Consider the following 25,575-nt stretch of genomic DNA (forward strand, 5'->3'; position numbering starts at 1 on the left):
TGTCATTTAATTATTTTCATCTAACAAGTTGTTTTCAGAAACATATGATAGCAATGTAAGTCCATACATTATAACAACTAATACTGCACTTATAAGTAAAATCATTCTTTATTCCTCCTTTTGATATTATTATATCCATACTATGTGAATTATTTATGAATTTAATTTGAATAATTTTTTTAATTATATATAAATATTTGTAATTATTATAAATTTATCTTAATTGTAAGTTATTATTATATTTTATGATATATAAATTTTATAGTACTATTTACTTTATTATTTTATACAATTATTTATAGTTATATAATTTAATTTTTATAATTTATTTTATTGACACATTATTTTATTTACTCTACTATATTAAAATAATCATTATTAAAAAATCTAATACTTAATAATATAGAAGATTTTTAATAAAAATTAAACACTATACTTAAACTAATATATAGTATTATGAAGGGGGGGGATTTAATATGAAATTTATAAGTACTAGAGGAAATAAAGAAAGTATTACAGCATCTAAAGCTATTATTAAAGGAATTGCTGAAGATGGAGGTCTTTATGTTCCTTCTAAATTTCCAAATTTTAGAGATGAATTAAAAGAACTATGTAAGCTTGATTATTGCCAACTTACATTTTACATATTGCGCAATTTTTTAAGCGATTTTACAGATGAAGAATTAAAATATTGTATTAACTCTGCATATAGGTCAACGTTTTCTACTGAAGAAATCACACCTATTACTAAAATAGATAAAGATTACTTTCTAGAGTTATACCATGGTCCAACTCTAGCTTTTAAAGACATTGCTCTTTCACTTATGCCCTATTTGTTAGAAGTAGCAATTAATAAAAATAATTTAGATAAAGATATTCTTATATTAACTGCTACATCTGGAGATACAGGAAAAGCCGCTTTAGAAGGTTTTAAAAATCTAGATAGGATTAAAATATCAGTATTTTTCCCAGAGGATGGTGTTAGCGATATACAAAAACTACAAATGAAGACTCAAGAAGGTAAGAATGTATTCGTCTGTGGTATAAAAGGAAATTTTGATGATGCCCAATCAGGAGTAAAAAATATTTTTTCTAATCTCGCATTTAATAAATATTTAAATGAAAATGGATATCTACTATCTTCTGCTAATTCTATTAATATCGGAAGATTAATCCCTCAAATAATATATTATTTTTATTCTTATTTTAAATTATACAATAAAAATGAGATTAACTTATTTGATAAGGTTAACTATGTAGTACCAAGTGGTAATTTCGGAAATATCCTTGCAGGTTACTATGCTAAAGAAATGGGACTCCCTATAAATAAATTAATTTGTGCTTCTAATGAAAATAAAGTATTATATGACTTTTTTGAAACTGGTCAATATGATATAAATAGAGACCTAGTATTAACAACTTCTCCATCTATGGACATACTTATATCAAGTAACCTTGAAAGATTATTGTTTGAATCTTGCAATAGAGATTCTAAAATGATAAATGCACTTTATAAAAGTCTTTATAATAATGGATTTTACAAAATATCAAATCTTATGAAAGATAATTTAAAATCCTTTTGTAGCTATTATGCTTCTGAAGATGATGTTAACAAATCAATTAAGCATGTTTTTGAAAACTATAACTATCTTATAGATACTCATACTGCAGTAGCTTATTCGGCGCTTCAAGAATATAAAAGTTCTACCCAGGATAAAAGTAAATCTATTATTTTAAGTACAGCTAGTCCTTATAAATTTTCAACTGATGTTCTAAATGCTATAGGATATAAAGTTAATGATGAAAATTATTTTAATTCAATTGATAAACTATCTATTATTACTAAGACGGCTATTCCTAATCCTATAAATGATCTTAAGGGTAAAAAAATAATTCATAATAGTACTTATGAAAAAAATGATTTAGAGTTATCAATAAAAAACTTTTTAGAAATTTAGGTGATTATATTGTTAGAAATAATTGTTCCTGCAACGAGTGCTAATATTGGTCCAGGATTTGATACTCTTGGTTTAGCATTAAATATATACAATAAATTTTATATAACTGAAATAAATGAAGGTCTCGAAATTATAGGTTGCGATGATAAGTATAAAAACGAAGATAATTTAGTTTATAAATCAATACAATATTTTTATAAAAAAGTAAAGCCGCATAAAAATCTATGTGGGCTAAAAATTGAAATTGTAAATGACATTCCAATATGTAGAGGTCTTGGCAGTAGTGCTACTTGTATAGTTGCCGGTATTCTAGCTGCAAATATATTATCTGAATCAAATTTAAGTAAACATGAACTACTTAAAATAGCTACAGAAATAGAAGGTCATCCTGATAATATTGCTCCAGCTTTATTTGGGAATTTAGTTGTATCTATTATGGAAAATAATGATGTGTATTATGACATAATAGATTTTCCTGAGGATCTTAGTTTTTGTGCACTTATTCCCGATTTTGAATTATCAACTTCTTTATCTCGCGATGTTCTTCCTAAAAAAATTAAATTTAGTGATGGTGTTTATAACTTAAGTAGATCCTCCCTACTAATTTCTTCTATTATGAATAGAAATTTCGATTTAATTAAATTTGCTTGCAAAGACAAATTACATCAGGATTATAGAGGTCCTTTGATTAATAATTATGATGATATAGTAAGTGAATCTATTAATCTAGGATCTTTAGGAGTATTTTTAAGCGGTGCTGGACCTACAATTCTGTGTATTATCAAAGATGCAGACAATACATTTATAAATGATATTAAATCATTTATTTCTACGCTTGATTCAAAATGGGAAGTAAAGCATCTTAAGTGTGATAAAAGAGGATCTATAGTAAACATATTATAATCTTTATTATTGATAAAAACTAAAGAAAGTTTGATATTTACTAATTTTATCTAACTCTCTTTAGTTTTTTATTCAAAATATGCAAAACCAATTTTTCTATAATGTCTATATGTCATGAGTCAATAGTTTTCATATTGACTATATTCTATATATAATAGTGCATTTCTTTTTTATTAATTAAATTATTATAATTCCCTTTAGATTCATCGTAAAGTTAAAATCCAATACATCTAATACTATTTTTTTATTTTCTCAATAAATTAAATAATCCCATACCACCTTTATTTTCAGCCATCCATATTATCAATTTTACTGTGATTTATATTAGATAAAATAATATTTAAAGACTTAATTAAATAAACTAAGTATCAATTCAAATTTTCTTTATCTAAAAAATATATTGAAACTCTTCTCTAAAAATGCTAAATTAGATAATGGAATACTAATTATTCTTAAATACTAAAAATAAATTGGGAGTGATGATAAATGGACCATAGTCCCTGGCGGGCTGTTTCATTCATCATTCAATATTATGTAGATAAATACTAATTCATCTTTTATTTTATATAAATTAGTCATTTAATACATAATATTAAATGATGAGATTTGTATAAAACTGAATAAAGGATGTGTTGCCATGATAAGATACTATAAAACTATTGACTCTAAATTAGAAAAACTTACTTCCTTTGAAAGTGGATGTTGGATAAATCTTGTTGAGCCTAATCAAAGTGAAATACATGAAATATCAGAATTATTGAACCTAGATGTTGATAGTATAAATGCTGCTCTAGATGAAGAAGAACGCTCTAGAATTGAAGTTGAAGATAATCATACTCTTATTCTCATAGATATACCTATTGATGAAAGTGATGCATCATCATCTCATTATAGTACAATACCATTAGGTATTATTATGTTAGATGACGCCATTTTAACAGTATGCACTGCACAAACAAAAATCTTAAATGACTTTATTGTTGGTCATATAAGGGATTTCTATACTTATATGAAAACACGTTTTATTCTTCAAATACTTTATAAAAATGCTACTTATTACTTGTTATATCTAAGAAGAATAAACAAAATGACTACTGTTATTGAGCGTGAAATCTATAATTCAATGCAAAATAAAGAACTAATTCAATTATTAGAGCTTGAAAAATCTTTAGTATATTTCTCTACGTCATTAAAAGCAATAGAACTTGTTCTTAATAAAATGGTTAGAACTCCTAGTATTAAGAGATATGAGGAAGATGAAGATTTATTAGAGGATGTTATAGTTGAAAATAGACAGGCTCTAGAGATGGCTACTATATATGGAGATATATTAAGTAGAATCATGGATGCCTTTAGTGCAATAATAAGTAACAACCAAAATACTGTTATGCAATTTTTAACAGTTGTCACATTAATTATGGCTATTCCAACCATTGTTTCTGGTTTCTTTGGAATGAATGTACCAGGAATACCATTTGAGAATAATCCTAATGGCTTTTGGATTACATTACTTATTACATGTATAATTTGCTTGATTATAACTTTATTTATGTCTAGAAAAAAATTATTGTAAAATATAAGTATATATACTTGATAACAAGACCTTCAAGACAAATTATGATTTGTTTTAAAGGTCTTATTTAGTTTTATATATCGTCTATATGGTATATTTACTTATAGAGGATTTATTTAGCTTTTTATTATCATTTCTTTTCTAATGCCATTAAATTCATCCTCTAAATTTTCATTAACTTCTAGAACGTATCCAGGAACATATTCTTCTTCATCTTTATCTTCAATTTTTTTATTTTCATCAAAGTTTACAATTAATACTTCATCTAAATTTATATTAATATTTGGCATAGAATCTATAATATGTTTACTTTCTAAAAAATTTTCATTTGATAAGTTTTTATAAATATCAAAACTTTTCTTATAATAAATACTAGCTAACATATATTCACATTTCTTATTTCCAAGCTTCATACCTTCAGCATAATACTTTTCAGCTTCATCATAGGAATTTAACTTAAAGCTAAGTTGACCTAAGTTAAATATAGATTCAATGCAACCATTATTTCTTGCTTTATCATACCAAAATTTTGCATTAGTATAATCATTGTAATAAATATGATAAATTACACCTACCATGTGCTGAGAATATAAATTATCTTCATTTGCTGTAACTTCAAACATCTTTTTAGCTTCTTCATAGTTTTCTTCTTCATAATAAATTCTACCTAAATGTATTCTAGAATTTAAATGATTATTTTCTACAGCTTTAATAAAATACTCTTTGGCTTCTTCCTTATTACCTTGTTTTTCATATATACAGCCTAATTTATAGTTTGAAAATACATCATTATTATCAGATGCTTTCTTATACCATATTATAGCTTCTTCAATTCTATCAATTTCTTCATATATCTTAGCTAATTTTATTTGACAAGATATCGAATCAAAGTTTCTTAAATAATAAGAAATCGCTCTTTCAATATCATTTATCTTATAGTATAAATCAGCTATATTTTCTATTGATATTTTACATCCATCCGCTATAGCATCTTCATAATAACTAATAGCCTTTGTATAATTTTCTTCTTCAAAATATAAACCTGCTAAATTATTTTTTGCATCTATATAATTGTCATTAGATGCCATTTCATAATACGTCTTCGCACTCTCAATCTCATTCTCTCTATTGTATAAATTAGCTAATTTAAACTTTGCCAAAGTATAATTACCTTCTATTGCCCTTTCATAATATTCTATAGCATCTTCTATACTATTTTCTTTATCATAAATTCCAGCTAATCTATATTGAGACTTAATATTCCCCCTATCAGCAGCCCTTTTATAGTATTTCTTAGCCTCTTCATAATCCTTTTGAATCTCCATTATAAGACCTAAGTTAAAACATGCTTTTAAATCAGATTCTTTGTAAAGTTGTTTATATAAAGATATAGAATCTTTTATATCTTCATCTTGGTTTAATACTGCTAAATTATATTTACAATTATTCTCTTGTAAAACCGATCCTTTTTTATAAAATTCTTTAGCTTCACTTAGCCTATTTATTAAATTATATAAAAGCGCTAGGTTAAAGCATGCAACACCCAAATTATTATTAGCAGCTTCTTTTAACCACTTTTCGCTTCTCACATAATCCTTTAAATAAAAATGTACAACGCCTAAATTATTTTGACCTGACAAGTCACCTAATAACGCTATTTTTTCATACCAATAAAGCGCATATTCATATCCTTCTATATCATAATACATATTTCCTAAATCAAATGCAGCCTCTTCATATCCATTTTTATATGACATTTTTAACCATTTTTCAGCTTCATGATATTGTTTTTTATTCTTATAAATATTACCTAAAGTATACTGCGCTTTTACATGACCTTCTTCTGCAGCTTCTTTATATATCTCTATTGCTTTATCTAATTTTCCAACTTTTTCATAAAAAGCTCCCTTAGCATAACCTAACTTCGGATCATTAGGTAATTCTTTTATCTTTTCTATAGAAAACTTTGTATTTATCATAACTAACTCCCTACTATTATATCTTTTAATATACTTATTATATAATACATTTTATAATTTCATATCTTTTTGATTTTTTTGTAAGAATATTGTAATAATCCGCTTATAAAACATTTTATATACATATTCTATGTAATTAAATATATTATTATAAAACAAAATAGGAATATTTCAAGATTAATTAATATTAAATAATTAACTTGATATATCCCTATAAAATTAATAAAATCAAACATATTTAAGTGCTATCACTATATTTATTATATACTTATAAGATTTAAATATTAATCATTTTTTACTTTGAATTTATGTATCAACACTTAACAACTAACTTAAACTTTGGGCCTATACATAATAAGTAAAGTAATTACTATAAGTCTATAATTTAACACACATCTAATAAATCAATTATTCTGCAAATAAAAACTCTTCTTGTTCATTTATATTATTTACTTTTGTACTACTACCATCATATATTATGTATTCTGTATCAGATTTATTATGATTATTATTTAACTCTATGTACTTATCAACTTTATTATATCTTATTCTTGTCAAAACTAATTCATTATTATTATTTTTTTCAAATGTTAAAGATACATTATCTCCTTCATACTCATCTTTTAAAGTAATTTCTTTATCATTTTCATTTATTTCATATTGATATCCAAAAGTATCTAAAATTGCATAAAATTCTTCATAGTTTACATATCCTAAACTATATGCATATGATCTATATAATTTTTCATAAATATCAGTAGTAGTTATTTTTACTTCGTCTAACTTTTTCTTCTCTTCTTGTAATGTTTCTATATAACTTATTACTTGTTCTTTTTCCTCTTCATTTAAATCTATAAAAGATTTATTTTCTTCAATTTTTTTATTTAGCTCATCTACTTTATCATTTGCATTAGTTAACTGTAATTGTATCTTCTCATTAATAGCTTTAATTTCTTTTAACTCTGACTTTTTAACGTGCCCTATTGGAAGTATTAATCCTATAATTAACCCCACTATTAAACCTAAAGAACCCACAGTTAGCAAAATTTCTATTCGTTTTTTTACTATTTTTTCCCTATTTATTTTCTTTTTTTTATTATTAACTTGTCTGTTTCTTTTATCCAAAGTTGAAATCCTCCTAATTATAAACTACTTAACTAATTATACTAAATTATAAAATATTTTTGAAATAATTTTTTAAAATTTTACTTTTTAATTAATAATTCTTTTATATATTAATATAAAATCTACATATTAGTTACAAATTTAAAATAAATTAGAAATTATAACCTAACTATTATATAATATTTATATATTTTAAATATATCTCAAATTAATTTGATAGGAGGAAGTTTTATGGATATTAGCTCTATTGATATTAATCTAATATCTAGATTATGTATCTTTATAATTTTATTTGGTCTTACGATTAAGGCTATAAAACTTATTTCTGGATTAACCTTTAAAATTGCATCTATCATATTAATATTATTACTTTTATATAAAATGTTCATATAAATTAGGAAAATAAAATGAGTTTATTTATATTATGAAACTCATTTTATTTTTTAGTCTTTATCATTAAAATTTTTGATAAAATTGATAGCTGCATGTATGTAACTTTAACAAATATCATATTTAATTTAATATCTAATACCATATCTAAAGCTAGATTACCATAAGAATTTTAATATTTTGAAGAAATACCTTTTTATTGCATATGTTTTGAGAATCAAATTTTTTTATTTACTTAATACAAATCTCATGTTAATATAAAATTAGATATACTTATTGGAGGTTTTGACATGATTAAAATAGTTTGCGACAGTATATCGGATTTACCGATAGAAATAATAAAAAAATATGATATAGAAATAGTTCCACTTACAGTACTATTTAACGGAATAGAATATTTAGATGGAAAAAACTTAACTTGCGATAAATTTTATAAAATGCTTAGAGAAACAAGCTCTATGCCTAAAACATCTCAAGCTACATATGCTCAATTTAAATCTATCTTTGAAAAATATACAGATGATGATATAGAAGTTCTATACATAGCAGGTTCTTCTGTAGCTTCAGGGACTTATCAAAGTTCTTTACTAGCTAAAAATGATGGGCATAATAATGTTACAGTTTTTGATACTTATAATGTGTCTATTGGAAGTGGTTTGTTTGTTATTAAAGCTTGTGAAATGGCTAACCAAGGATTATCTGTTAAAGAGATTGTCTCTAATTTAGAATTATTAAAAGGTACAGAGGATGTAGTTTTTTCAGTTAATAACTTAGAATATTTAAAAATGGGCGGTAGAATTTCATCTACTAAAGCTACTTTAGGAAATTTATTATCAATTAAACCTATTTTAGAAGTAAAAGATGGGTTAGTATCTCAAAGGTCTCAAGTTAGAGGTAAGAAACAAGTTTATTCAACATTAGCTAATTCTATCATTAATAAGTATGGAAAAGACTTGACTGACAGAACTATTATAATTGGTTGTGGAGATAATGAAGATGATTTAAAACTTCTTAAAGACTGTTTATTGAAAGAAGCCACTATAGGAAACTTATATTTTGTTAATATAGGTTGTGTTGTTTGTTCTCACTCTGGTCCTGGTGTTCTTGGTATAGCTTGTATATAATTAAATATTTTATATAAATAATTATCACTTTAAATGATTAAAATATATAAAAATTCTTATTAAATCAAAATAAAAAGGAGCAGATATGCTCCTTTTTTCTAGTTATTACTTATACTTACGTTACTTTTTATTTCATCCATATTGCTTAATACTTTTTTGTAAAAAATGCTAAACGATATTATAGTCGTAAGACATGCAACTATATCAGCTACTGGCTCTGCAATTAATACTGCTTGCAATCCATTTTTCATAAACATTGGCAATATAAATATTAATGGAACCAAAAGTATAACCTTTCTTAAAAGAGCTAGCAATAATGATATCTTTGCTTGCCCTAAAGCCAAGAATGTTTGCTGGCATGCAATTTGTGCTCCAAATATAAACATCCCAGAGAAATATATTTTTATACTCCATGAAGTTATTTCTACAAGCTCAGGCTTATCATTGAATATTCCAACAAAAAATTCTGGGAATATCATTAATAATACTACCATTACTGTTGAATACGTTAAACAAGATATTAAAAGAAGTTTGAATGTTTTTTTAACCCTATCTATGTTCTTAGCCCCAAAGTTATAACTTATTATAGGCTGAGCTCCTTGTGTAAGCCCCATAAGAGGCATAGTTATCATCTGCATAATACTACTCATTATAGTCATAGCCCCTATAGCTAAATCTCCACCATATTTTGATAGTTGATTATTTAAACTTATTAAAACTAAACTTTCGGTAGCTTGCATAATAAATGGAGCAACACCTAAAGAAACTATTGAAAAAATTATTTTTTTATCTATTTTTAGATATTTCTTTCTAATTTTTAAAATTGTTTTTTTCCCAAATAAAAAATTCAATACAAATACTGCTGATACTGCTTGAGCTGTTATAGTAGCTAATGCTGCTCCTTTAACACCCATATTAAGACCAAATATAAAAATAGGATCAAGTATAATATTTATAACTGCCCCAATTGCTACTGTGAACATTCCAATTTTAGCAAACCCTTGTGTATTTATAAATGGATTCATACCCATTGAAATCTGAACAAATATAGTACCTATAATATATATTGATAGGTAATCAAGGGCATATCCTATAGTAGCTTCACTACCTCCAAAAGCCCAAAGAATTGGCTCTTTAAAAATGAAAAATACTATTGTTAATATAACCCCTACTATATTTAACATAGAGAAACTATTACTCATTATTTTTTCTGCACCATCATTATCTTGTTCTCCCATTTTTATAGCAGTAAGAGGTGCACCACCCATACCTATTAAAGCACTAAATGCGGAAACTAATAAAATTACTGGCATTGCCACTCCAACACCTGCCATAGCTAATTCACCATTAGGCATCCTACCAATAAATATTCTATCTACTATATTATATAATAGATTTACAATTTGAGCGATTATTGATGGAATTGCCAAATTCACAAGTAACTTCCCAATACCTCCATTACCTAAATCAACACTTTTCTTACTCATAATACTCTCCTTACTTATTTATATTTAATAGTATGTTCCATAATAATTATATATATTATATCTATACTTATAATGTATATTTAATACACTATAGTATAGTATATCAAATATTCAAAATAATTTAAAATATTTTTCCACTAGATAATTGGTAGGAAAATATAAGTATAAATTTTGCATTATCAAAATATGAATTTCTAGCTTTTTGCACTTAGGTGCCTCCTTATATTATTATGATAATATCATCATAATAACATAATTTAATAGTAAGCTTAATATAAGATTTAATTTTCATGGGCTTAGATATACTCGTGTTACTATATAATTTAAAATGAATCTAGATTCAATCTAGCTTGGATATAGTAGACTTTCTAATACAATGAATACTTACTCTCATACTACAGAAAAAATGATCCGTGAATCTTTTGATATATTTGAAATGCTATAAAATAAAATGCTACCATAAATTTATTGATGGTAGCATTTTATTTTATTTAATCACTTAAAGTATTGGTATTATCTAATTTACACTATTTAAATCAATATATGCTTCAATTTGAGGAATGTATAACATATTATTATTTATATGTGTATTTCCAAATTCCTTTAATTCTATACCTTCTTTATCCTCGGTTATTTTATATCTTACAACCTTGCTATCCTCACTTATAGTAAAGTGAAAATACATACCTTCATATTGTTTAAATCTAAAATTAAAATTATCCCTTGTCAGTTTTACTTTCTTTTCTTCCATTATTAACCTTCCTTAAAAACAAAATTTATTTATAAAATATATTATATATTATTAATATAAAGTTTTTAATATATAATATATTTTTAATTATTATATATTTATCTTATAATATATGTATATGCATTTAATTAGGAGAGGTATATGAGAAAAAAAATTAGAATTTTAATCTTTATGTTATTCCCATTAACATTAATTATTAACTATTTAGCGTCAAAATTTCCAAGCTTTATAGAAACATACTATACTAGAAAAATTAATAAATTTACTGTTCAAATTTTAAGTAATATAAGTGGTTTATTTACTTTCTCAATTTATGAATTAATAATTTATTTGTTAATAGTAAGTATAATTACTTTTTTAGTATATTGTTTTGTATTATTTATAAGATTTAGATATAAATTTTTTATATTTTTAAAAAAATCACTTTTGAATATACTCTCATTTATTTCCATTTCATATTTTTTATTTATTTTACTTTGGGGAATTAATTATAATAAAACACCTTTGAAATATGTACTATTAAAAGAATATAATGACTTTGATAATATAAATATTAATTATAATGTTGAAGACTTAAAAAATCTCTATAATTTTCTCATTATAAAAACTAATGAAAGCAGATGTAATGTTCATGAGGATATTAATGGTATAATGAAATTAAATACAAACTATGTAGGAGTAATAGAAAGAGCAAATATAGGATTTAATAAAATATCTCATATAATTCCAAATTTAGATGGAAATTATTCTAATGTAAAATATGTACTCTCTTCAAACTTAATGTGTTATACAGGTATTACAGGAATATATTTTCCTTTTACAGGAGAAGCAAATATAAATATTTCTACTTTGGATATGTCGATTCCTTCTACAACGCTTCATGAGATGGCTCATCAAAGAGGCTATGCTAGTGAAGATGAAGCAAACTTTATATCATATTTAGCTTGTATTAATCATACTGATACTGATTTTATATACTCTGGTTATAAATTAGCTCTTACTCATACAGCCTCTACTCTAAAAAGGGTAGACTATGATTCTTATTTCGAATTAACAAAACAACTCTCAAATGATGTTATCAATGATATTAATGCTAATAATAAATTTTGGGAGAAGTATGAGGGTAAAATTAATGATATTTCTAATAAATTTAATGACTCTTATTTAAAATCAAATGGAGTTACTGAAGGTAATAAAAGTTATGGAAAAATGGTTGACTTACTATTAACATATTATAAACTTAATAACACTCTTTAAGTAAAAAAGTGTAAGCATATACTATATTTATATAACATATACTTACACTTTTTTTACTTATAATTTAGCCCTCAATACATCTACTTCTTTTAATAATTTATTTTCTTCTTTATTTAATATATATAACCTATCTTCTATTTCTTTTCTATATGTTTTTATATAAATTTCATCATCAATATCTATATTAAACGGAAATATATCTTCCATAGACTTTATCTCTTTTTTTAGTTCATTAATTTCATTTATTAATTCTTCTGAAGTATATACTTTGGTTGGCTTATAGTTATCCAATAATACATTTGATATCATCTTCAACTTGCCTATATCATTATAAATATATGCTAATTCAGTTTTCTCCCATAATCTCTCTTTATTCTTATCCATCTTATTAAAAATAGGACTTATTCTTACTAGCATTTTTTTATATAAATTTGAAAATTCTGTTTTATAGTAAAAATTCTTTTCATAACTAATTATATATGCCCTTGCTTCTTCTGCCAAATTATTAATAACTAAAATTTGCTTAATTAAAGGAGAAATATTTTTATTTATAATATTATTCATATTTTCTTCATCAAATATCAACTTCGACTTTAGGGTAGACTTCACTATACTTTTTTCTATATTTAATTTTTTAATCCTTACCTTCAATTCTATTTCTTTTATCATTAAGTCAAAAGACATACATATATGTTTAGCATCTAAGTATATCTGTTTCTTAAGCATTAAAAAATCTCTTTCTTCTATTGTATCAATATACTCTTTAAGTAACTCATTATAATTATATTTATAAAAATCATGTATATTTTTTACTGAATCACTCATTTGAATGTCCCCCCAAAACCCTTTTTTTATAAATACTACATTATTTTGCCTTACTCCTCTTTTCTTTGTTGTATTTATTCATTAAATAAAAAATTCTATTACTATATGTCCCACTTTATTTTTTTTATCATATAAATATAATACGTAGATATACTACTAAAATAATTAACATGGAGTGTCATATTATGGAAAGAAACTGTACAAATAAAATTAATTCATGCAAATGTAATCACTGTAACCAATCTTCATGTAAGGAATTAAAAATTGACAAAACATGCAAAAATAAAAAAGTTTATTGCTCTGGAAAAATGAATCCTTCATTTTGCCCTATGTTTGTTATTCCTGTGAATTGTGAAGATTTCCAAATTTTTAATATACTACGTAGTTGTATTGGCAGAACAGTAGGACTTAAGTTAGACTGTAGTGACTGTATATTAAGACTAAAAATTTGCCAAGTTAATCAATGCGTAGTTACTGGTAAAACATCATCTGGTAAAGGGCCTATCTATATTAAATTAAGCTCTATCCAGTATGTTGATATTGGTAAAGAAGTTTATATAAATCCATTATGTAATTTAGGAGCTGGTATACAAGGCCCTCCTGGTCCTATGGGCCCTAAAGGACCTAAAGGTGATATGGGGCCTGCTGGTCCTATGGGTCCTAAAGGATCTAAAGGTAATATGGGACCTGCTGGTCCTATAGGTCCTATGGGACCTAAGGGTAGTATGGGGCCTGCTGGTCCTATGGGTCCTATGGGACCTAAGGGTAATATGGGGCCTGCTGGTCCTATGGGTCCTGTTGGTCCTCAAGGCAATATTGGCCCTGCTGGTCCTACTGGTCCTCAAGGCAATATGGGGCCTGTTGGTCCTACTGGTCCTCAAGGTAGTATGGGTCCTACTGGTCCTACTGGTCTTCAAGGTAGTATGGGTCCTACTGGTCCTACTGGTCCTCAAGGTAGTATGGGGCCTGCTGGTCCTACTGGTCTTCAAGGTAGTATGGGGCCTGCTGGTCCTACTGGTCCTCAAGGTAATATGGGGCCTGCTGGTCCTGCCGGTCCTAAAGGTAATACGGGTCCTGTCGGTCCTACTGGAGTCGTTGCAACTCCAGAAAACAAAATAAAACAGACACCTAAAAAAGTACCTTATAAAAAATAGCTTACACTTTATAAAAAGATAAGTTCGTATTATGAACTTATCTTTTTATAATTTTATTTAATATTACCTATTTATTTTTTATTTTTATTAAGTATAGTTTTATTATTAATATTTTTTATACCTACTAGGTATTCTTCCCTATTTTCTAATTCTTCTAATAAAAGTTCCGGATTCTTAATAATTAAAAGTTTTTTATTTCTATTAAATTTTTTTATATATGATTCTAACTTCATTGCCTTACTTTTCGAATTACTAATATAGTAAACCTCTAAATTTTTAAATCCTTTAGCTCTAGTATACTTAGAATTAATTCCTTTTTTATGTTCTAAAATTCGTCTATTTATATCACTAGTATATCCTGTATATAGTGACTCATCTTTGCATCTAATTATATAAGTATAGTACATCATAAAATTAAATATTGAAATTTCAATATTTAAACCTCCTATCTTTTATTTTATATCAGTAAATTATCAATTTAATATTAATCTACAGTTTTTATCAAAGTTATTAATAAATTATTCATAATATTAAAAAGAGGGTTATACACCCTCTTCTTATTTATAATATAGAAAAAAATTATTTTTTACAATAAAACATTCAATTTTTCATATTTTCGTCAAATTTAATATGAGGATATCATATGTACTCTCATTTTAGTTTGTATATATTACATGACTATCTCTGCATCTCTAGAGCTTCTTTATAAATTAAGTGAATTAAAGATTAAGCATGATTGGTATAAATTAAATGAATTTTAGAATATAGTAATTAGTTTATTTAAATTCTAAACTAATACCTTATCTCTCTTATGTAATAAGAAAAACACAGAAAACTTTAACTGTTAAAAATAATATTAGATATATAAGAATGCATAGTTTAATAAACACTCATTCTCTTATATTACTTTTATATGAAACAGAGTTTAAAACTATATTTAATAGACTGGGACATATTGACATAAAAGTTACACTAAATAGATATTCTCATATTCTTAAGGAAATAAATTACAATACTTATAAAAAATATATCAAGCATTGTGTTTAGGAAATGTTATCAATTCTGTAAGTATACATTAAAATATTTTAGTGTATACTTACAGTTGGATTTATGTTTATTTAAACTTACTCTACTTCTATAGCATCAACTGGACAACTTTCAGCTGCTTCTTTAGCTGAATCTTCATATCCATCTGGCACTGGATCTGCAATAACATGAGATTTACCATCATCTTTCATCTCAAATACTTCTGGACATACTGATGGGCAAACTCCACATCCTATACATGTGTCTTGATCTACTCTTGCTTTCATAAATAATTCCTCCTATCTTTATTTTATGAATCTTTACTTCATATCTAAATTTATTATTCCCTCAAATAAAAAAAATACCCAAAATATTAGGTATTTTATTATTTTATATTTAGCAGTCCAGTCCTATTACATTTTCTAGTCCTTTTTGAATTTTAATTTTGGCTGGTATCCCAACTGCAGTTGAGTTATTAGGAACATCTTTTAATACAACTGAGTTTGCACCTATTTTCACATTATTTCCAATAATTATTGGTCCTAATATTTTTGCTCCAGATCCAATAACTACATCATTTCCTATTGTTGGGTGTCTTTTCCAATCTCTTTCATTACCAGTCGCACCCAATGTTACTCCATGATATATTGTTACTCTATCACCAATTATTGTAGCCTCTCCTATAACTACACCCATACCATGATCAATTAAAGTAGATTCTCCTATAATCGCACCTGGATGTATTTCAATTCCTGTAAATAACCTAGCTATCTGAGATATTAATCTTGCTATAAAAAATATCTTTTTAGTATGAAAAAAATGAGAAATTCTATACATTATCAATGCATGAATTGATGGATATAGTAGAAAAACTTCAAACTTATTTCTAGCAGCCGGATCATTTTGCATTATATAATCTATATCTTTTTTTAAATGATAAAACAAAATGTATCATCCTTTCTTTTACTTAAAATATTTCCATAGACATATATTTTTCAATTCCATCTGGTGCTACTGTTAGTATTTTTTTATTCTTATATTTTTTAGATAATTCTATTGCTGTAAATATATTTGCTCCAGAAGAAATACCTAGTAAAATCCCTTCAACTGATGCCATTAATTTAACAGTTTCAAAAGCATCATTATCTTTTACAGTTATAACCTTATCACAAATATCACTATCAAAATTTCCAGGTATAAAATTAGCTCCTATTCCTTGTATCCTATGACTCGAACTTTCACCTTTACTTATAAGTGGTGATTTTTCCGGTTCAATTCCGATTATTTTTATACTAGATTTTTGTTCTTTCAAGTATTTTCCTACTCCACTCAATGTTCCACCAGTTCCTATTCCACATGTAAATATATCTATATCTGGTAACTCTTTAAAAATTTCGACTGCAGTTGTTTTATAATGTGCTAAAGTATTATCTGCATTATCAAATTGATTTAACGATTTATAGTTATTTTTTTTAATTAACTCCTTTGCTTTTTCAACAGATCCATTCATTCCTTTAGAACTATCTGTTAGTATAAGTTCTGCTCCATAAGCTTTTACTAATTGTCTTCGTTCAATGCTCATACTCTCTGGCATAATAATTATTACTTTATACCCTTTTAATTTTCCAATCATAGCTAATCCAATTCCTGTATTTCCACTAGTTGCTTCTACCAAAGTGTCTCCTGGTTTTAATTCATTTCTTTCTTCAGCTCCTTTAATCATATAATATACAGCTCTATCCTTTACACTACCTGCTGGGTTGTATTTTTCCAATTTAACATATACATTAGGATATCCTAATTTATTTAATCTAACTATTGGAGTATTTCCAATTAAGTCTAACACATTTTCATATATCACTTTCATTCCCCCTTTTTTTAATTATCAAAATGATAATTATAATTCTATTGTATTATTATCATTTTGATAATGCAACAACTTTAACTATAATATTTATTTTTTATAAATAAATATTATAGTTAAAGTTGTTTTTCATTAGTATCAGATTTATAACTAAGAAATTATAATCATAGTCATACTTACAAAATAAATAGGATGGATTCAATATTAATTATTAATACTAAATCCATCCTATTTATTTTACTATTCATTTTTGGCACATAAATTATTCACATATTCTACAATATCAATTACAGAATTTTTATCTGTAAAATCTATCATAGTATAAAAGTTTTTTAATAAAAATTTATTATACTCATCTAGTTCTTCTAATCTTTTATTTTCTAAAACTTTTTTTAAACCTTTTATCATTATTTTATCTAATAAACCTAAATTTTTATAATCTAAAGCTCCCCTAAAATAAAATAACTTAACATGATTAGAGAAGTCTTCACTAAAATTAGACTCTATTACTTTATCAATGGTGCTATTTTTATTTTCTGATAGTCCTACAACAAAAACAATTATATTTTTATTCTTTATTTTTTCATAATTTCTTGTTATGAAGTTTATCCCTCTTATTTTTTCTGCATATAATGATGATCCGAATATGATAGTATCATAGTCAGGTAAATCTCCACTTGTTATATCTGATATCTCATATAAGTCTGCATCTAGTTTAATAGCTATCCATCCTGCATATTTCTTAGTAGTTCCATACTTAGATTTATATATTATAGCTATTTTACTTTTTTCCTCCAAGATAATCCCTCCTAATTAAATATATAACTAATAATTAGGACAAATATTTTATATTTCCTTTTATATTATAAGAATAACTTTTCTCCAATTTCCGCAAACATTTGTAGTATTAAAAACGCTTTTATATCTATTTCTTCATTTTCTTCTAACATCTTACATGCATCATTCTGCGAAACTAAAATAGCTTCTATATCTTCATCATCTTCCAAGTATTCTTTACTTATTTCTCCATCACAAATACAGTTAACAAATGCAACTGATTCATCAGTCATACCAGGAGATAAATAAATTTTATCTTTACTTTTTATATTATTTATTTTTAAAAGATTAAGACCAGTTTCTTCTTTTAACTCTCTTCTTACTGTTGTTTCTATATCTTCTTTATTATCTATCAAGCCTGCTGGAAGCTCATATATATAATTATTTATCGGTACTCTAAATTGTTTTATTAAAACTAATTTATCATAACCTTTATGATATGCTGCAATAACTACTGCGTCTATCTCTCCTTCTTTATCATTTAGATATATTTCACCTAATTCTTCTTTACTTTTTCTTGATGCTACCATCCAAGTTCTATCATTGCCTAATTTATTCTTATATTTTACTTCAAATAATCCTACAAATTTTGTTTCAACTAATGTTTTAATTTCTTTGATTTTATTATTTTTCATCTATATTCCCTTCTTTCTTAGTCTAATATAATATATAAATTCTCTTTATTTAAAATCCCATTCTAAATAAAACTCTTCTAGAAATTTCTCCATAAATTTATGTCTTTTGACTGCAATTTCTTTTGCAGTATTTGTGTTCATTAAATCCTTCAACTTTAATAATTTTTCATAGAAGTGGTTTATTGTATGATTATTTTTATGTTTAACATCTTTCAATGTTTTAAATTCAATTGGATTTATATCTGGATTATAAATAACACGATTTTTAAAACCACCGTAAGTAAATGCTCTAGCTATTCCTATAGCACCAATAGCATCTAATCTATCAGCATCCTGTACTACCATACCTTCTATACTATCTTGAGTTGAATCTACTAATCCACCTTTAAAAGATATCCTTTTGATAATAGATAATATTTTTTTAAACTCAACTTTATCAACGTTAACTGACTTTAAAAATTGTTCTGTTTTTGTAGTATCCTGTTTATCAGAAAATTTCCAATCATCGATATCATGTAAAAGTGCTGCCATTTCTACAATAAATAAATCTGCATTTTCTTTTTGGGCTATATATTTAGACATGTTATATACCCTTTCAATATGATACCAATCATGTCCACTACCTTCATTGCTTAGTTCTACTTTTACAAATTGTTTTGTTTTATTTATTATGTCTAATTTATTCATACTTCTCCTCATAATTTTCTTTACTTTAAATATATATATAACTTATATCTTCGCTTTTTTCAATGTAGTTATAAATAATATTTATATAATCTATATTCGATTTATCTATTTTTTTCATGCTATTTTCTTTATATTTAATTTTTTTTATACTAATATTTAAAATAAGTTCATCCTTAAAATTATTATTAATTTTAGTTATATCAATAATTTCACTATATACAATTGATCCATTTATAATTAAATATAATTTATATACATTTTCATTTAAATTAATCCAGGCAAGTATATCTTTATTTTCATTTAGTTTATTTATAATTTTTTGCTTTTTTAGTATACTTGAAATTAGATCTATATATTTTTTTATTTCATTAGCTTTTTCAAAGTTTAATAATATTGTTTCTTCTTTCATTTTATAATTAAGATTTTTTAATAAATCTAAATTAAACTCTTCAAAATTACTTGAAATACTTTTTAGTATTTCTTTATATTTCTTTTCATTTTCAATATTTCTACATGGTCCTATACACTTATTTAAATCATATCTTAAGCATTTTGTGTGTTTTTTACAATTTGGTAACTTATAACATTCCTCCACAATTTTTTTATATTCTTCTAGCTTTTTATCCATAGTATATGGACCTAAATATATACAGTCATCTCTTATATCATCAACTATATGTATACCTAGATTTTCATGTAAGTCAATCTTTATATATTTGTAATTTTCGTATTTTTTCATTAATGTATTATACATAGGCTTTATTTCCTGTATTTTTTCACATTCTAATATAAGTGCATCTAGCTCAGTATCTGTTATAACTATGGATATATCAGATATATTTTTTACCATTCTCTTAATCTTCCTAGAATGGCTATCCGTATTAATAAAATAACTTTTAACTCTATCTCTTAAAGATTTCGATTTTCCTACATATATAATATTTCCATTAAGATCTTTCATCATATATATACCTGGCTTTTTAGGTAATTTTTTTATTTTTTCTTTTATACTACTCATGTCTTCTCCTTTAGTGAAATATGATAATTTAAGATAATTCTTTGATTCTCATCCTATATGAATAAATCGCGCTTTCACCCAATTTATCTATTAAATTTCCATTTACATAAAAACCAACTACCGCTCCAATTCCTGGTAATAACTGAAAAAACTTTGCTAAATCTATATAATCTCTATATTGTTGTTGAAAATTTCTCCAGTCAAAATCATTAATATTATTTGGAAGAATGTTTTCATATTCAGTCCAATTTTCCATTTGTTCAAATATAACCTTTCTATGCTCTTTAGATGAAAAAGCTACTTGCATTATATTTAATATATATATTCTCTCTTTATAGTCTTTAACGTCATATCCATATATTGCTGCTATGTCATATAATAATTTTACTTTTATTCCCAGTAATAATGGAAAGTCAGTTAATCCAATAAAAAATCCTCCTGCACCAGTTCCTGCTCCCTCCAATCTGGCAGTTTTTTTATATTTTTTTATTTTTTCTCTAACTAAATTTTCTCTATCTTCTAACGAAATGTCTTTATGTGGAGATTTCGTGATATATTTATATCCAAAGAGCACAACTTTTACCATATTTTTGATTGCTAAAGTCATTAATTCATGATATTTATTTGGTAGTAAGTCATTGAATTTATTTTGAACTTTACTTGTTCCTTTATCTATTATAGATGGATTTTTTCTCATTTTTCTCTTCCATCGTATTAATTCTTGCTTAGCATTGCTCTCATAATTGTTCATTTATCATTTCACCATCCTTATTTTAATTGATAATAAAATTATATAACAATTTATACTATGATAATATATTTTAATAATTTAATACTTCATTATTTTATAATATTTATATTAGTATAAAAATATTTATAGATAATATTTTTTTATAATGGTAATATAAATATATACTTTACATATTGGAGGTGTATTTTCATGATAACTATGACTATAGAAGAATTATTTGAAGTGGGGACTAATTTTGAATCTTCTGTTGGATATGGTAGTAAAAGTGAGAGATCTAGAATACCTAAAAATTATTCTAGAATTAACTTAACAGAAGAAATGATTAAAACATTAACTGAATTTGATAAGGAAGTTAACTTTTTAGTTTCAGGCGAAATTTGGTGTCCTGATTACCAATTAAATATAACTGTTTTAAAGAAATTTACTGAATTAAACCCTAATTTAAATATTTCAGTTATTTCTATGTCTAGAGGTAAAAAGTTTTTACCTCCAATTCTAGGAGTTTCTGAATTTAAATGGCCTATGGTCATTGTACTTGATAAAGACTTTAATATATTAGGTACTTTTGAAGAAAGGCCAAAATCTGTTAAGTCAATAGAGAACTTTGAAGATATAAAATTAGATTATTATAAGGGTAAATATTTATTAGATTCAGCTTCTGAATTTTTAGAAATAATGAATACAGCTAAATAGTTAAAGGGGACTGTAGGTAGTTTTGTGTAAATACAAACTTACCTACAGTCTTTTTTGAATGTAAAATTGGTAAGTTTGGAATAATATTCATATTAAACTTTTGGAGGTAAAGAAATGAAAGATCAAAGAGAAATAATTATTCCAGATTTAGACTACCAAGCTGAAGTAAGAAAATGTAAAACCATGGAAGATGTAGTTGGTAAAAATGGATTAATGCAAAAGCTGTTCAAAGATATTATCCAACAATTGCTAGAAGCAGAAATGGAAGAACATCTGGGAAGAGAAAGGCATGAAAGAAGTAATGAAGCTAATCCAAACTATAGGAATGGATATAGTTCTAAGACTATTGAAAGTAGTTTTGGTGAAGTTGGCCTAGATATACCAAGAGATAGAAAAGCACAATTTGAACCGAAGGTTGTTAAAAAGTATGAAACTGTATGTAATGAACTAGATAAAAAAATAATAGGTCTTTATGCCTGTGGTATGAGTGTAAGAGATATCCAATCTGAAATGGAAGAACTATATGGCATTGATGTGTCTCCTGCAATGATATCTAAGATAACAGATAAGGTTGTAGAGGCTGCCGCCGAATGGCAAAGCAGAGAACTTGATGAAATATACCCAATCGTATATATGGATGCTATGCATTTTAAAGTAAGAGATGATAATAAAATAGTTTCAAAGGCAGCATATATATGTATGGCTTTAGATATGAAAGGAAAAAAAGATATATTAGGTATTTGGATTGGTGAATCAGAAGGCGCAAAATTTTGGCTATCAGTTTGTAATGATTTGAAAAATAGAGGCGTAGATGATATTTTAATTGCATGTATGGATGGTTTAAAAGGTCTACCTGAAGCAATTAAAACTGTATATCCAGATGTAAGTATTCAAACTTGTATAGTTCATCAAATTAGAAACTCTCTTAAATATATAGCATCAAAAGATCAGAGAGAGTTTATGAAAGATTTAAAAAGTGTTTATAGGGCATTTAACGAAGAAACAGCACTTAAAAATTTAGATATTCTTAAGGAGAAATGGTATTCAAAATATTCTGTTGTAATAGATTCATGGTACAATAACTGGAGTAATCTGAATACGTATTTTGAATATCCACATGAAATTAGAAGAATTATTTATACTACAAATGCTCTTGAGGGATTTAATAGACAGTTAAGAAAATATACTAAGGTAAGAACTGTATTTCCAACAGATGAGTCACTAAGAAAATCACTATATTTATCTACCATGAAAATTATGGAGAAATGGACCTCTCCAAACCAAAATTGGGCGTCTACTTTAGGACAGCTTACAATTATGTTTGGAGAAAGGATACCTAACTCTTACACAATATAAATTTTTTTAAAATTATGGAAAATTTAGTGTATAAATAACTAAATTAAACACATAATAATTGTGTAAAGAATTCCAGTATTAGTATTTCTCAAAAATAAAAAAATATTACTGGAATTTGAAATTTCCAGTAATATAAATTATAAAAAATCTTATTTACACAAATCTATAGACATTCTCGACAGTTATTATGTCTAAAGCACTTAATTTTTTACAATAATGCCTTTTTAATTCGCATTATATAACAATTGTGAACTTTTGTTATACATTCTTAATTGCAAGAACTTACTTCTACTCCCTCAGTAAGTGTTAGCTTCTTAAAGTTTCTAAAGACTAATGTTAACGACAACACACATGCCATAAAGTCTGCAATAGGCCCTGCATATAACACCCCGTCAATACCGAATATCATAGGTAGAACAAATAACAATGGAAGTAAGAAAAATCCTTGTCTTGATAGAGAAATAACTATTCCTTGTCTCACATTCCCAATACCTGTAAAGTAGTTCACAGATAATGGTTGTATACCATAGATACATGTCATCATCATAAAAATACGTAAATAGCGTTCTGCAAACTGGAAGTAAAGTTCATCTCCCGTACCAAATATACTCGTAATCTGTCTTGGGAATAACTGGAATGATAAAAATGCTAATACACTAATTACTAGTGCAAAAGAAACTGCTTTTTTGTAAGTTTCTTTCACTCTATCATAATTCTTTGCACCCATATTGAATCCTAAAATCGGTTGGCATCCCTGAGATAGACCAACTGCAAAGGCAGCCAATATGCTGTTTAGTTTAGCAATGACACCAGATACAGCCAAAGGAATATCACTTCCATAAATCGATAATGCCCCATAATGAGTAAGGGTATTATTCATAACTATATTTACTACCATCATAATTGAAAGATTGATAAAGTTTGATGTTCCGAACTTTATAATTTTAATTACGTATTTTAAGCGTAAACCTAGCATCTTCATCTTGATTTTAAAAGTCTTAAACTTTAAAAAATAACCTATACAAAGTATAAATGAAACAATCTGACCTATAATTGTAGCTACTGCTGCACCTTGAATTCCCCATTTGAAAACAAACATAAATAACCAGTCTAAAAATACATTCAGTATTGCTCCTACTAAGGTACACATCATAGAATATGACGGGCTTCCATCAGCACGAATTAAATTACTTGCAGATGTTGTAAAAAGTAAAAACGGAATCCCAATAGCTGTGATACCCAAATAAAGCTGCGAATAGGAAAGTACATTCTCTGTTGCACCACATAGCATAAGTATAGGTGTTTTGAATAATAGAACGATAAACATAATTACAATACCCAAAATTGACATAAGCGTAAGCCCTGTACCAACAAATCGCTTTGCTTCCTCTTCCCTTTTTGCACCAAGGCTAATGTTAAAGTTTGATGCCGTACCTATACCAATTAATTGTGCAAATGCCGTAGTAAGGGTAACTACTGGAAAGGCAACATTAGTAGCTGCATTTCCAAGCATACCGACAACATGACCGATAAAAATTTGATCTGTTATATTGTAAGCTGCATTAACCAACATACTGATAATAGATGGAATGGCAAACTTACCAATCAGTCTTACAATAGGCTCTTCCCCAAGGGGATTTACCTTTCCTTGAAATGTGTCATTCATTTAATTCACCTCTCTGTCCTCCTTGCTCTATTTCTTCACTTTTCTTATTTGAAATATGAGCAAAGTTCTCTTCAATTTTTATTAATGCCGAATAAATTAAATCTAAGCTTTCTGGGTCAATCCCTTGTGTTAGCATATCATTAAAGTGAAGAAGTTCACTTCTTACGGCTGATCCTAACTGCTTTGTTATATCTGTTGGATAAATCCTATTCTGACGTCGGTCTTTTTTATCCTGTATTCGTATCAGATATCCTTTTTTTTCTAAAGATTTTATTGCACGAGCAGTTGCCGCTTTATCTACACATACAATAGCTGTGAGTTCTTCTTGTGTTACACCTTCATGGTGCTGTAGTGCCATAAAAAAAGGTTGCTCTGCAGCAGAAAGATTATATTTGCTCAATGCACTACCAATATAACTCTGGCTCTTTCTAGCCAGAAGTGTAATCATTCGAACTATACTTTTATCCATTTCTATCACCCATATAGATTATGACAAATATTAGTTGATATGTCAAC

General features: G+C 26.0%; 25 protein-coding genes. 9 read left to right on the forward strand and 16 right to left on the reverse strand.

Annotated features, from left to right (window positions below):
- Positions 1–476 precede the first annotated feature (476 nt).
- The 3 genes from thrC (at position 477) to HF520_RS06105 (ending at position 4,434) form a co-directional block, all read left to right on the forward strand.
- On the forward strand, positions 477–1,958 hold the full coding sequence (thrC, locus tag HF520_RS06095; protein WP_168573173.1) for a threonine synthase: 1,482 nt from the start codon (positions 477–479) through the stop codon (positions 1,956–1,958).
- A complete protein-coding gene (gene thrB, locus HF520_RS06100; protein ID WP_334296644.1) occupies positions 1,959–2,861 on the forward strand; it encodes a homoserine kinase in 903 nt (300 codons plus the stop codon).
- A 637-nt stretch (positions 2,862–3,498) separates the two neighbouring features.
- Positions 3,499–4,434, forward strand: a complete 936-nt coding sequence (locus tag HF520_RS06105) for a magnesium transporter CorA family protein (protein ID WP_168573175.1) — start codon at positions 3,499–3,501, stop codon at positions 4,432–4,434.
- 116 nt (positions 4,435–4,550) lie between these two features.
- On the opposite strand, the gene HF520_RS06110 is transcribed toward HF520_RS06105, so the two are convergent.
- Together HF520_RS06110 and HF520_RS06115 are read right to left on the reverse strand one after the other, a co-directional pair.
- Positions 4,551–6,413 (reverse strand): SEL1-like repeat protein, encoded by a 1,863-nt coding sequence (locus HF520_RS06110; protein ID WP_168573176.1) that lies wholly within the window; start codon positions 6,411–6,413, stop codon positions 4,551–4,553.
- 408 nt (positions 6,414–6,821) lie between these two features.
- Positions 6,822–7,538, reverse strand: a complete 717-nt coding sequence (locus HF520_RS06115) for a hypothetical protein (RefSeq protein WP_168573177.1) — start codon at positions 7,536–7,538, stop codon at positions 6,822–6,824.
- 231 nt (positions 7,539–7,769) lie between these two features.
- Here HF520_RS06115 and HF520_RS06120 point away from each other — a divergent pair, with 231 nt between their 5' ends.
- Together HF520_RS06120 and HF520_RS06125 are read left to right on the forward strand one after the other, a co-directional pair.
- A complete protein-coding gene (locus tag HF520_RS06120) occupies positions 7,770–7,931 on the forward strand; it encodes a hypothetical protein (RefSeq protein ID WP_168573178.1) in 162 nt (53 codons plus the stop codon).
- Between the two features lie 287 nt (positions 7,932–8,218).
- The gene (locus tag HF520_RS06125; RefSeq protein WP_168573179.1) at positions 8,219–9,052 is read left to right on the forward strand and encodes a DegV family protein; all 834 of its coding nucleotides are present in this window, start codon (positions 8,219–8,221) and stop codon (positions 9,050–9,052) included.
- A 98-nt stretch (positions 9,053–9,150) separates the two neighbouring features.
- Here the strand turns inward: HF520_RS06125 and HF520_RS06130 are convergent, their stop codons facing one another.
- Together HF520_RS06130 and HF520_RS06135 are read right to left on the reverse strand one after the other, a co-directional pair.
- Positions 9,151–10,539 carry an MATE family efflux transporter gene (locus HF520_RS06130; RefSeq protein ID WP_168573180.1) on the reverse strand — a complete coding sequence of 463 codons (1,389 nt, stop codon included), beginning with the start codon at positions 10,537–10,539 and terminating at the stop codon, positions 9,151–9,153.
- A 517-nt stretch (positions 10,540–11,056) separates the two neighbouring features.
- Positions 11,057–11,290, reverse strand: a complete 234-nt coding sequence (locus HF520_RS06135) for a hypothetical protein (RefSeq protein ID WP_168573181.1) — start codon at positions 11,288–11,290, stop codon at positions 11,057–11,059.
- Between the two features lie 141 nt (positions 11,291–11,431).
- Between HF520_RS06135 and HF520_RS06140 the strand changes: the two genes are divergently transcribed.
- Positions 11,432–12,547 carry a DUF3810 domain-containing protein gene (locus tag HF520_RS06140; protein ID WP_168573182.1) on the forward strand — a complete coding sequence of 372 codons (1,116 nt, stop codon included), beginning with the start codon at positions 11,432–11,434 and terminating at the stop codon, positions 12,545–12,547.
- 57 nt (positions 12,548–12,604) lie between these two features.
- On the opposite strand, the gene HF520_RS06145 is transcribed toward HF520_RS06140, so the two are convergent.
- Entirely contained in the window at positions 12,605–13,372 is a 768-nt protein-coding gene (locus tag HF520_RS06145; protein WP_168573183.1) for a hypothetical protein, read from the reverse strand.
- A 185-nt stretch (positions 13,373–13,557) separates the two neighbouring features.
- On the opposite strand from HF520_RS06145, the gene HF520_RS15400 reads away from it, so the two are divergent.
- Positions 13,558–14,526 carry a hypothetical protein gene (locus HF520_RS15400; protein WP_330586315.1) on the forward strand — a complete coding sequence of 323 codons (969 nt, stop codon included), beginning with the start codon at positions 13,558–13,560 and terminating at the stop codon, positions 14,524–14,526.
- Between the two features lie 71 nt (positions 14,527–14,597).
- Here the strand turns inward: HF520_RS15400 and HF520_RS06155 are convergent, their stop codons facing one another.
- The 9 genes from HF520_RS06155 to HF520_RS06195 form a co-directional block, all read right to left on the reverse strand.
- Positions 14,598–14,936, reverse strand: a complete 339-nt coding sequence (locus tag HF520_RS06155) for a GIY-YIG nuclease family protein (RefSeq protein ID WP_243155210.1) — start codon at positions 14,934–14,936, stop codon at positions 14,598–14,600.
- A 714-nt stretch (positions 14,937–15,650) separates the two neighbouring features.
- Positions 15,651–15,839, reverse strand: coding sequence for a ferredoxin (locus tag HF520_RS06160; RefSeq protein WP_168573184.1), 189 nt, complete (start codon positions 15,837–15,839; stop codon positions 15,651–15,653).
- Positions 15,840–15,948: 109 nt separating this feature from the next.
- The gene (gene epsC / locus HF520_RS06165; protein ID WP_168573185.1) at positions 15,949–16,497 is read right to left on the reverse strand and encodes a serine O-acetyltransferase EpsC; all 549 of its coding nucleotides are present in this window, start codon (positions 16,495–16,497) and stop codon (positions 15,949–15,951) included.
- 22 nt (positions 16,498–16,519) lie between these two features.
- Entirely contained in the window at positions 16,520–17,413 is an 894-nt protein-coding gene (gene cysK, locus HF520_RS06170; RefSeq protein WP_168574775.1) for a cysteine synthase A, read from the reverse strand.
- Between the two features lie 243 nt (positions 17,414–17,656).
- On the reverse strand, positions 17,657–18,214 hold the full coding sequence (locus HF520_RS06175; RefSeq protein WP_168573186.1) for a flavodoxin domain-containing protein: 558 nt from the start codon (positions 18,212–18,214) through the stop codon (positions 17,657–17,659).
- Positions 18,215–18,279: 65 nt separating this feature from the next.
- Positions 18,280–18,888 (reverse strand): NUDIX hydrolase, encoded by a 609-nt coding sequence (locus HF520_RS06180; protein ID WP_168573187.1) that lies wholly within the window; start codon positions 18,886–18,888, stop codon positions 18,280–18,282.
- Between the two features lie 45 nt (positions 18,889–18,933).
- A complete protein-coding gene (locus HF520_RS06185) occupies positions 18,934–19,575 on the reverse strand; it encodes an HD domain-containing protein (protein ID WP_168573188.1) in 642 nt (213 codons plus the stop codon).
- A gap of 25 nt (positions 19,576–19,600) precedes the next feature.
- Positions 19,601–20,593, reverse strand: a complete 993-nt coding sequence (locus HF520_RS06190) for a GIY-YIG nuclease family protein (protein WP_168573189.1) — start codon at positions 20,591–20,593, stop codon at positions 19,601–19,603.
- A gap of 28 nt (positions 20,594–20,621) precedes the next feature.
- On the reverse strand, positions 20,622–21,344 hold the full coding sequence (locus tag HF520_RS06195) for an EcsC family protein (RefSeq protein ID WP_168573190.1): 723 nt from the start codon (positions 21,342–21,344) through the stop codon (positions 20,622–20,624).
- 189 nt (positions 21,345–21,533) lie between these two features.
- Here HF520_RS06195 and HF520_RS06200 point away from each other — a divergent pair, with 189 nt between their 5' ends.
- Positions 21,534–22,037: a thioredoxin family protein gene (locus HF520_RS06200; protein ID WP_168573191.1), complete on the forward strand. Its 504-nt coding sequence runs from the start codon at positions 21,534–21,536 to the stop codon at positions 22,035–22,037.
- Between the two features lie 114 nt (positions 22,038–22,151).
- Complete coding sequence (locus HF520_RS06205; protein ID WP_168572333.1) at positions 22,152–23,393, forward strand: IS256 family transposase; 1,242 nt, start codon at positions 22,152–22,154, stop codon at positions 23,391–23,393.
- Between the two features lie 268 nt (positions 23,394–23,661).
- Here the strand turns inward: HF520_RS06205 and HF520_RS06210 are convergent, their stop codons facing one another.
- A complete protein-coding gene (locus HF520_RS06210) occupies positions 23,662–25,059 on the reverse strand; it encodes an MATE family efflux transporter (protein ID WP_168573192.1) in 1,398 nt (465 codons plus the stop codon).
- Positions 25,052–25,459: a MarR family winged helix-turn-helix transcriptional regulator gene (locus HF520_RS06215; RefSeq protein ID WP_243155211.1), complete on the reverse strand. Its 408-nt coding sequence runs from the start codon at positions 25,457–25,459 to the stop codon at positions 25,052–25,054. The genes HF520_RS06210 and HF520_RS06215 overlap by 8 nt, the downstream gene beginning before the upstream one ends.
- Positions 25,460–25,575: the final 116 nt, after the last annotated feature.

Origin of the sequence: Romboutsia sp. CE17, assembly GCF_012317385.1 — a bacterium.
Taxonomy (GTDB): Bacteria; Bacillota; Clostridia; order Peptostreptococcales; family Peptostreptococcaceae; genus Romboutsia_E.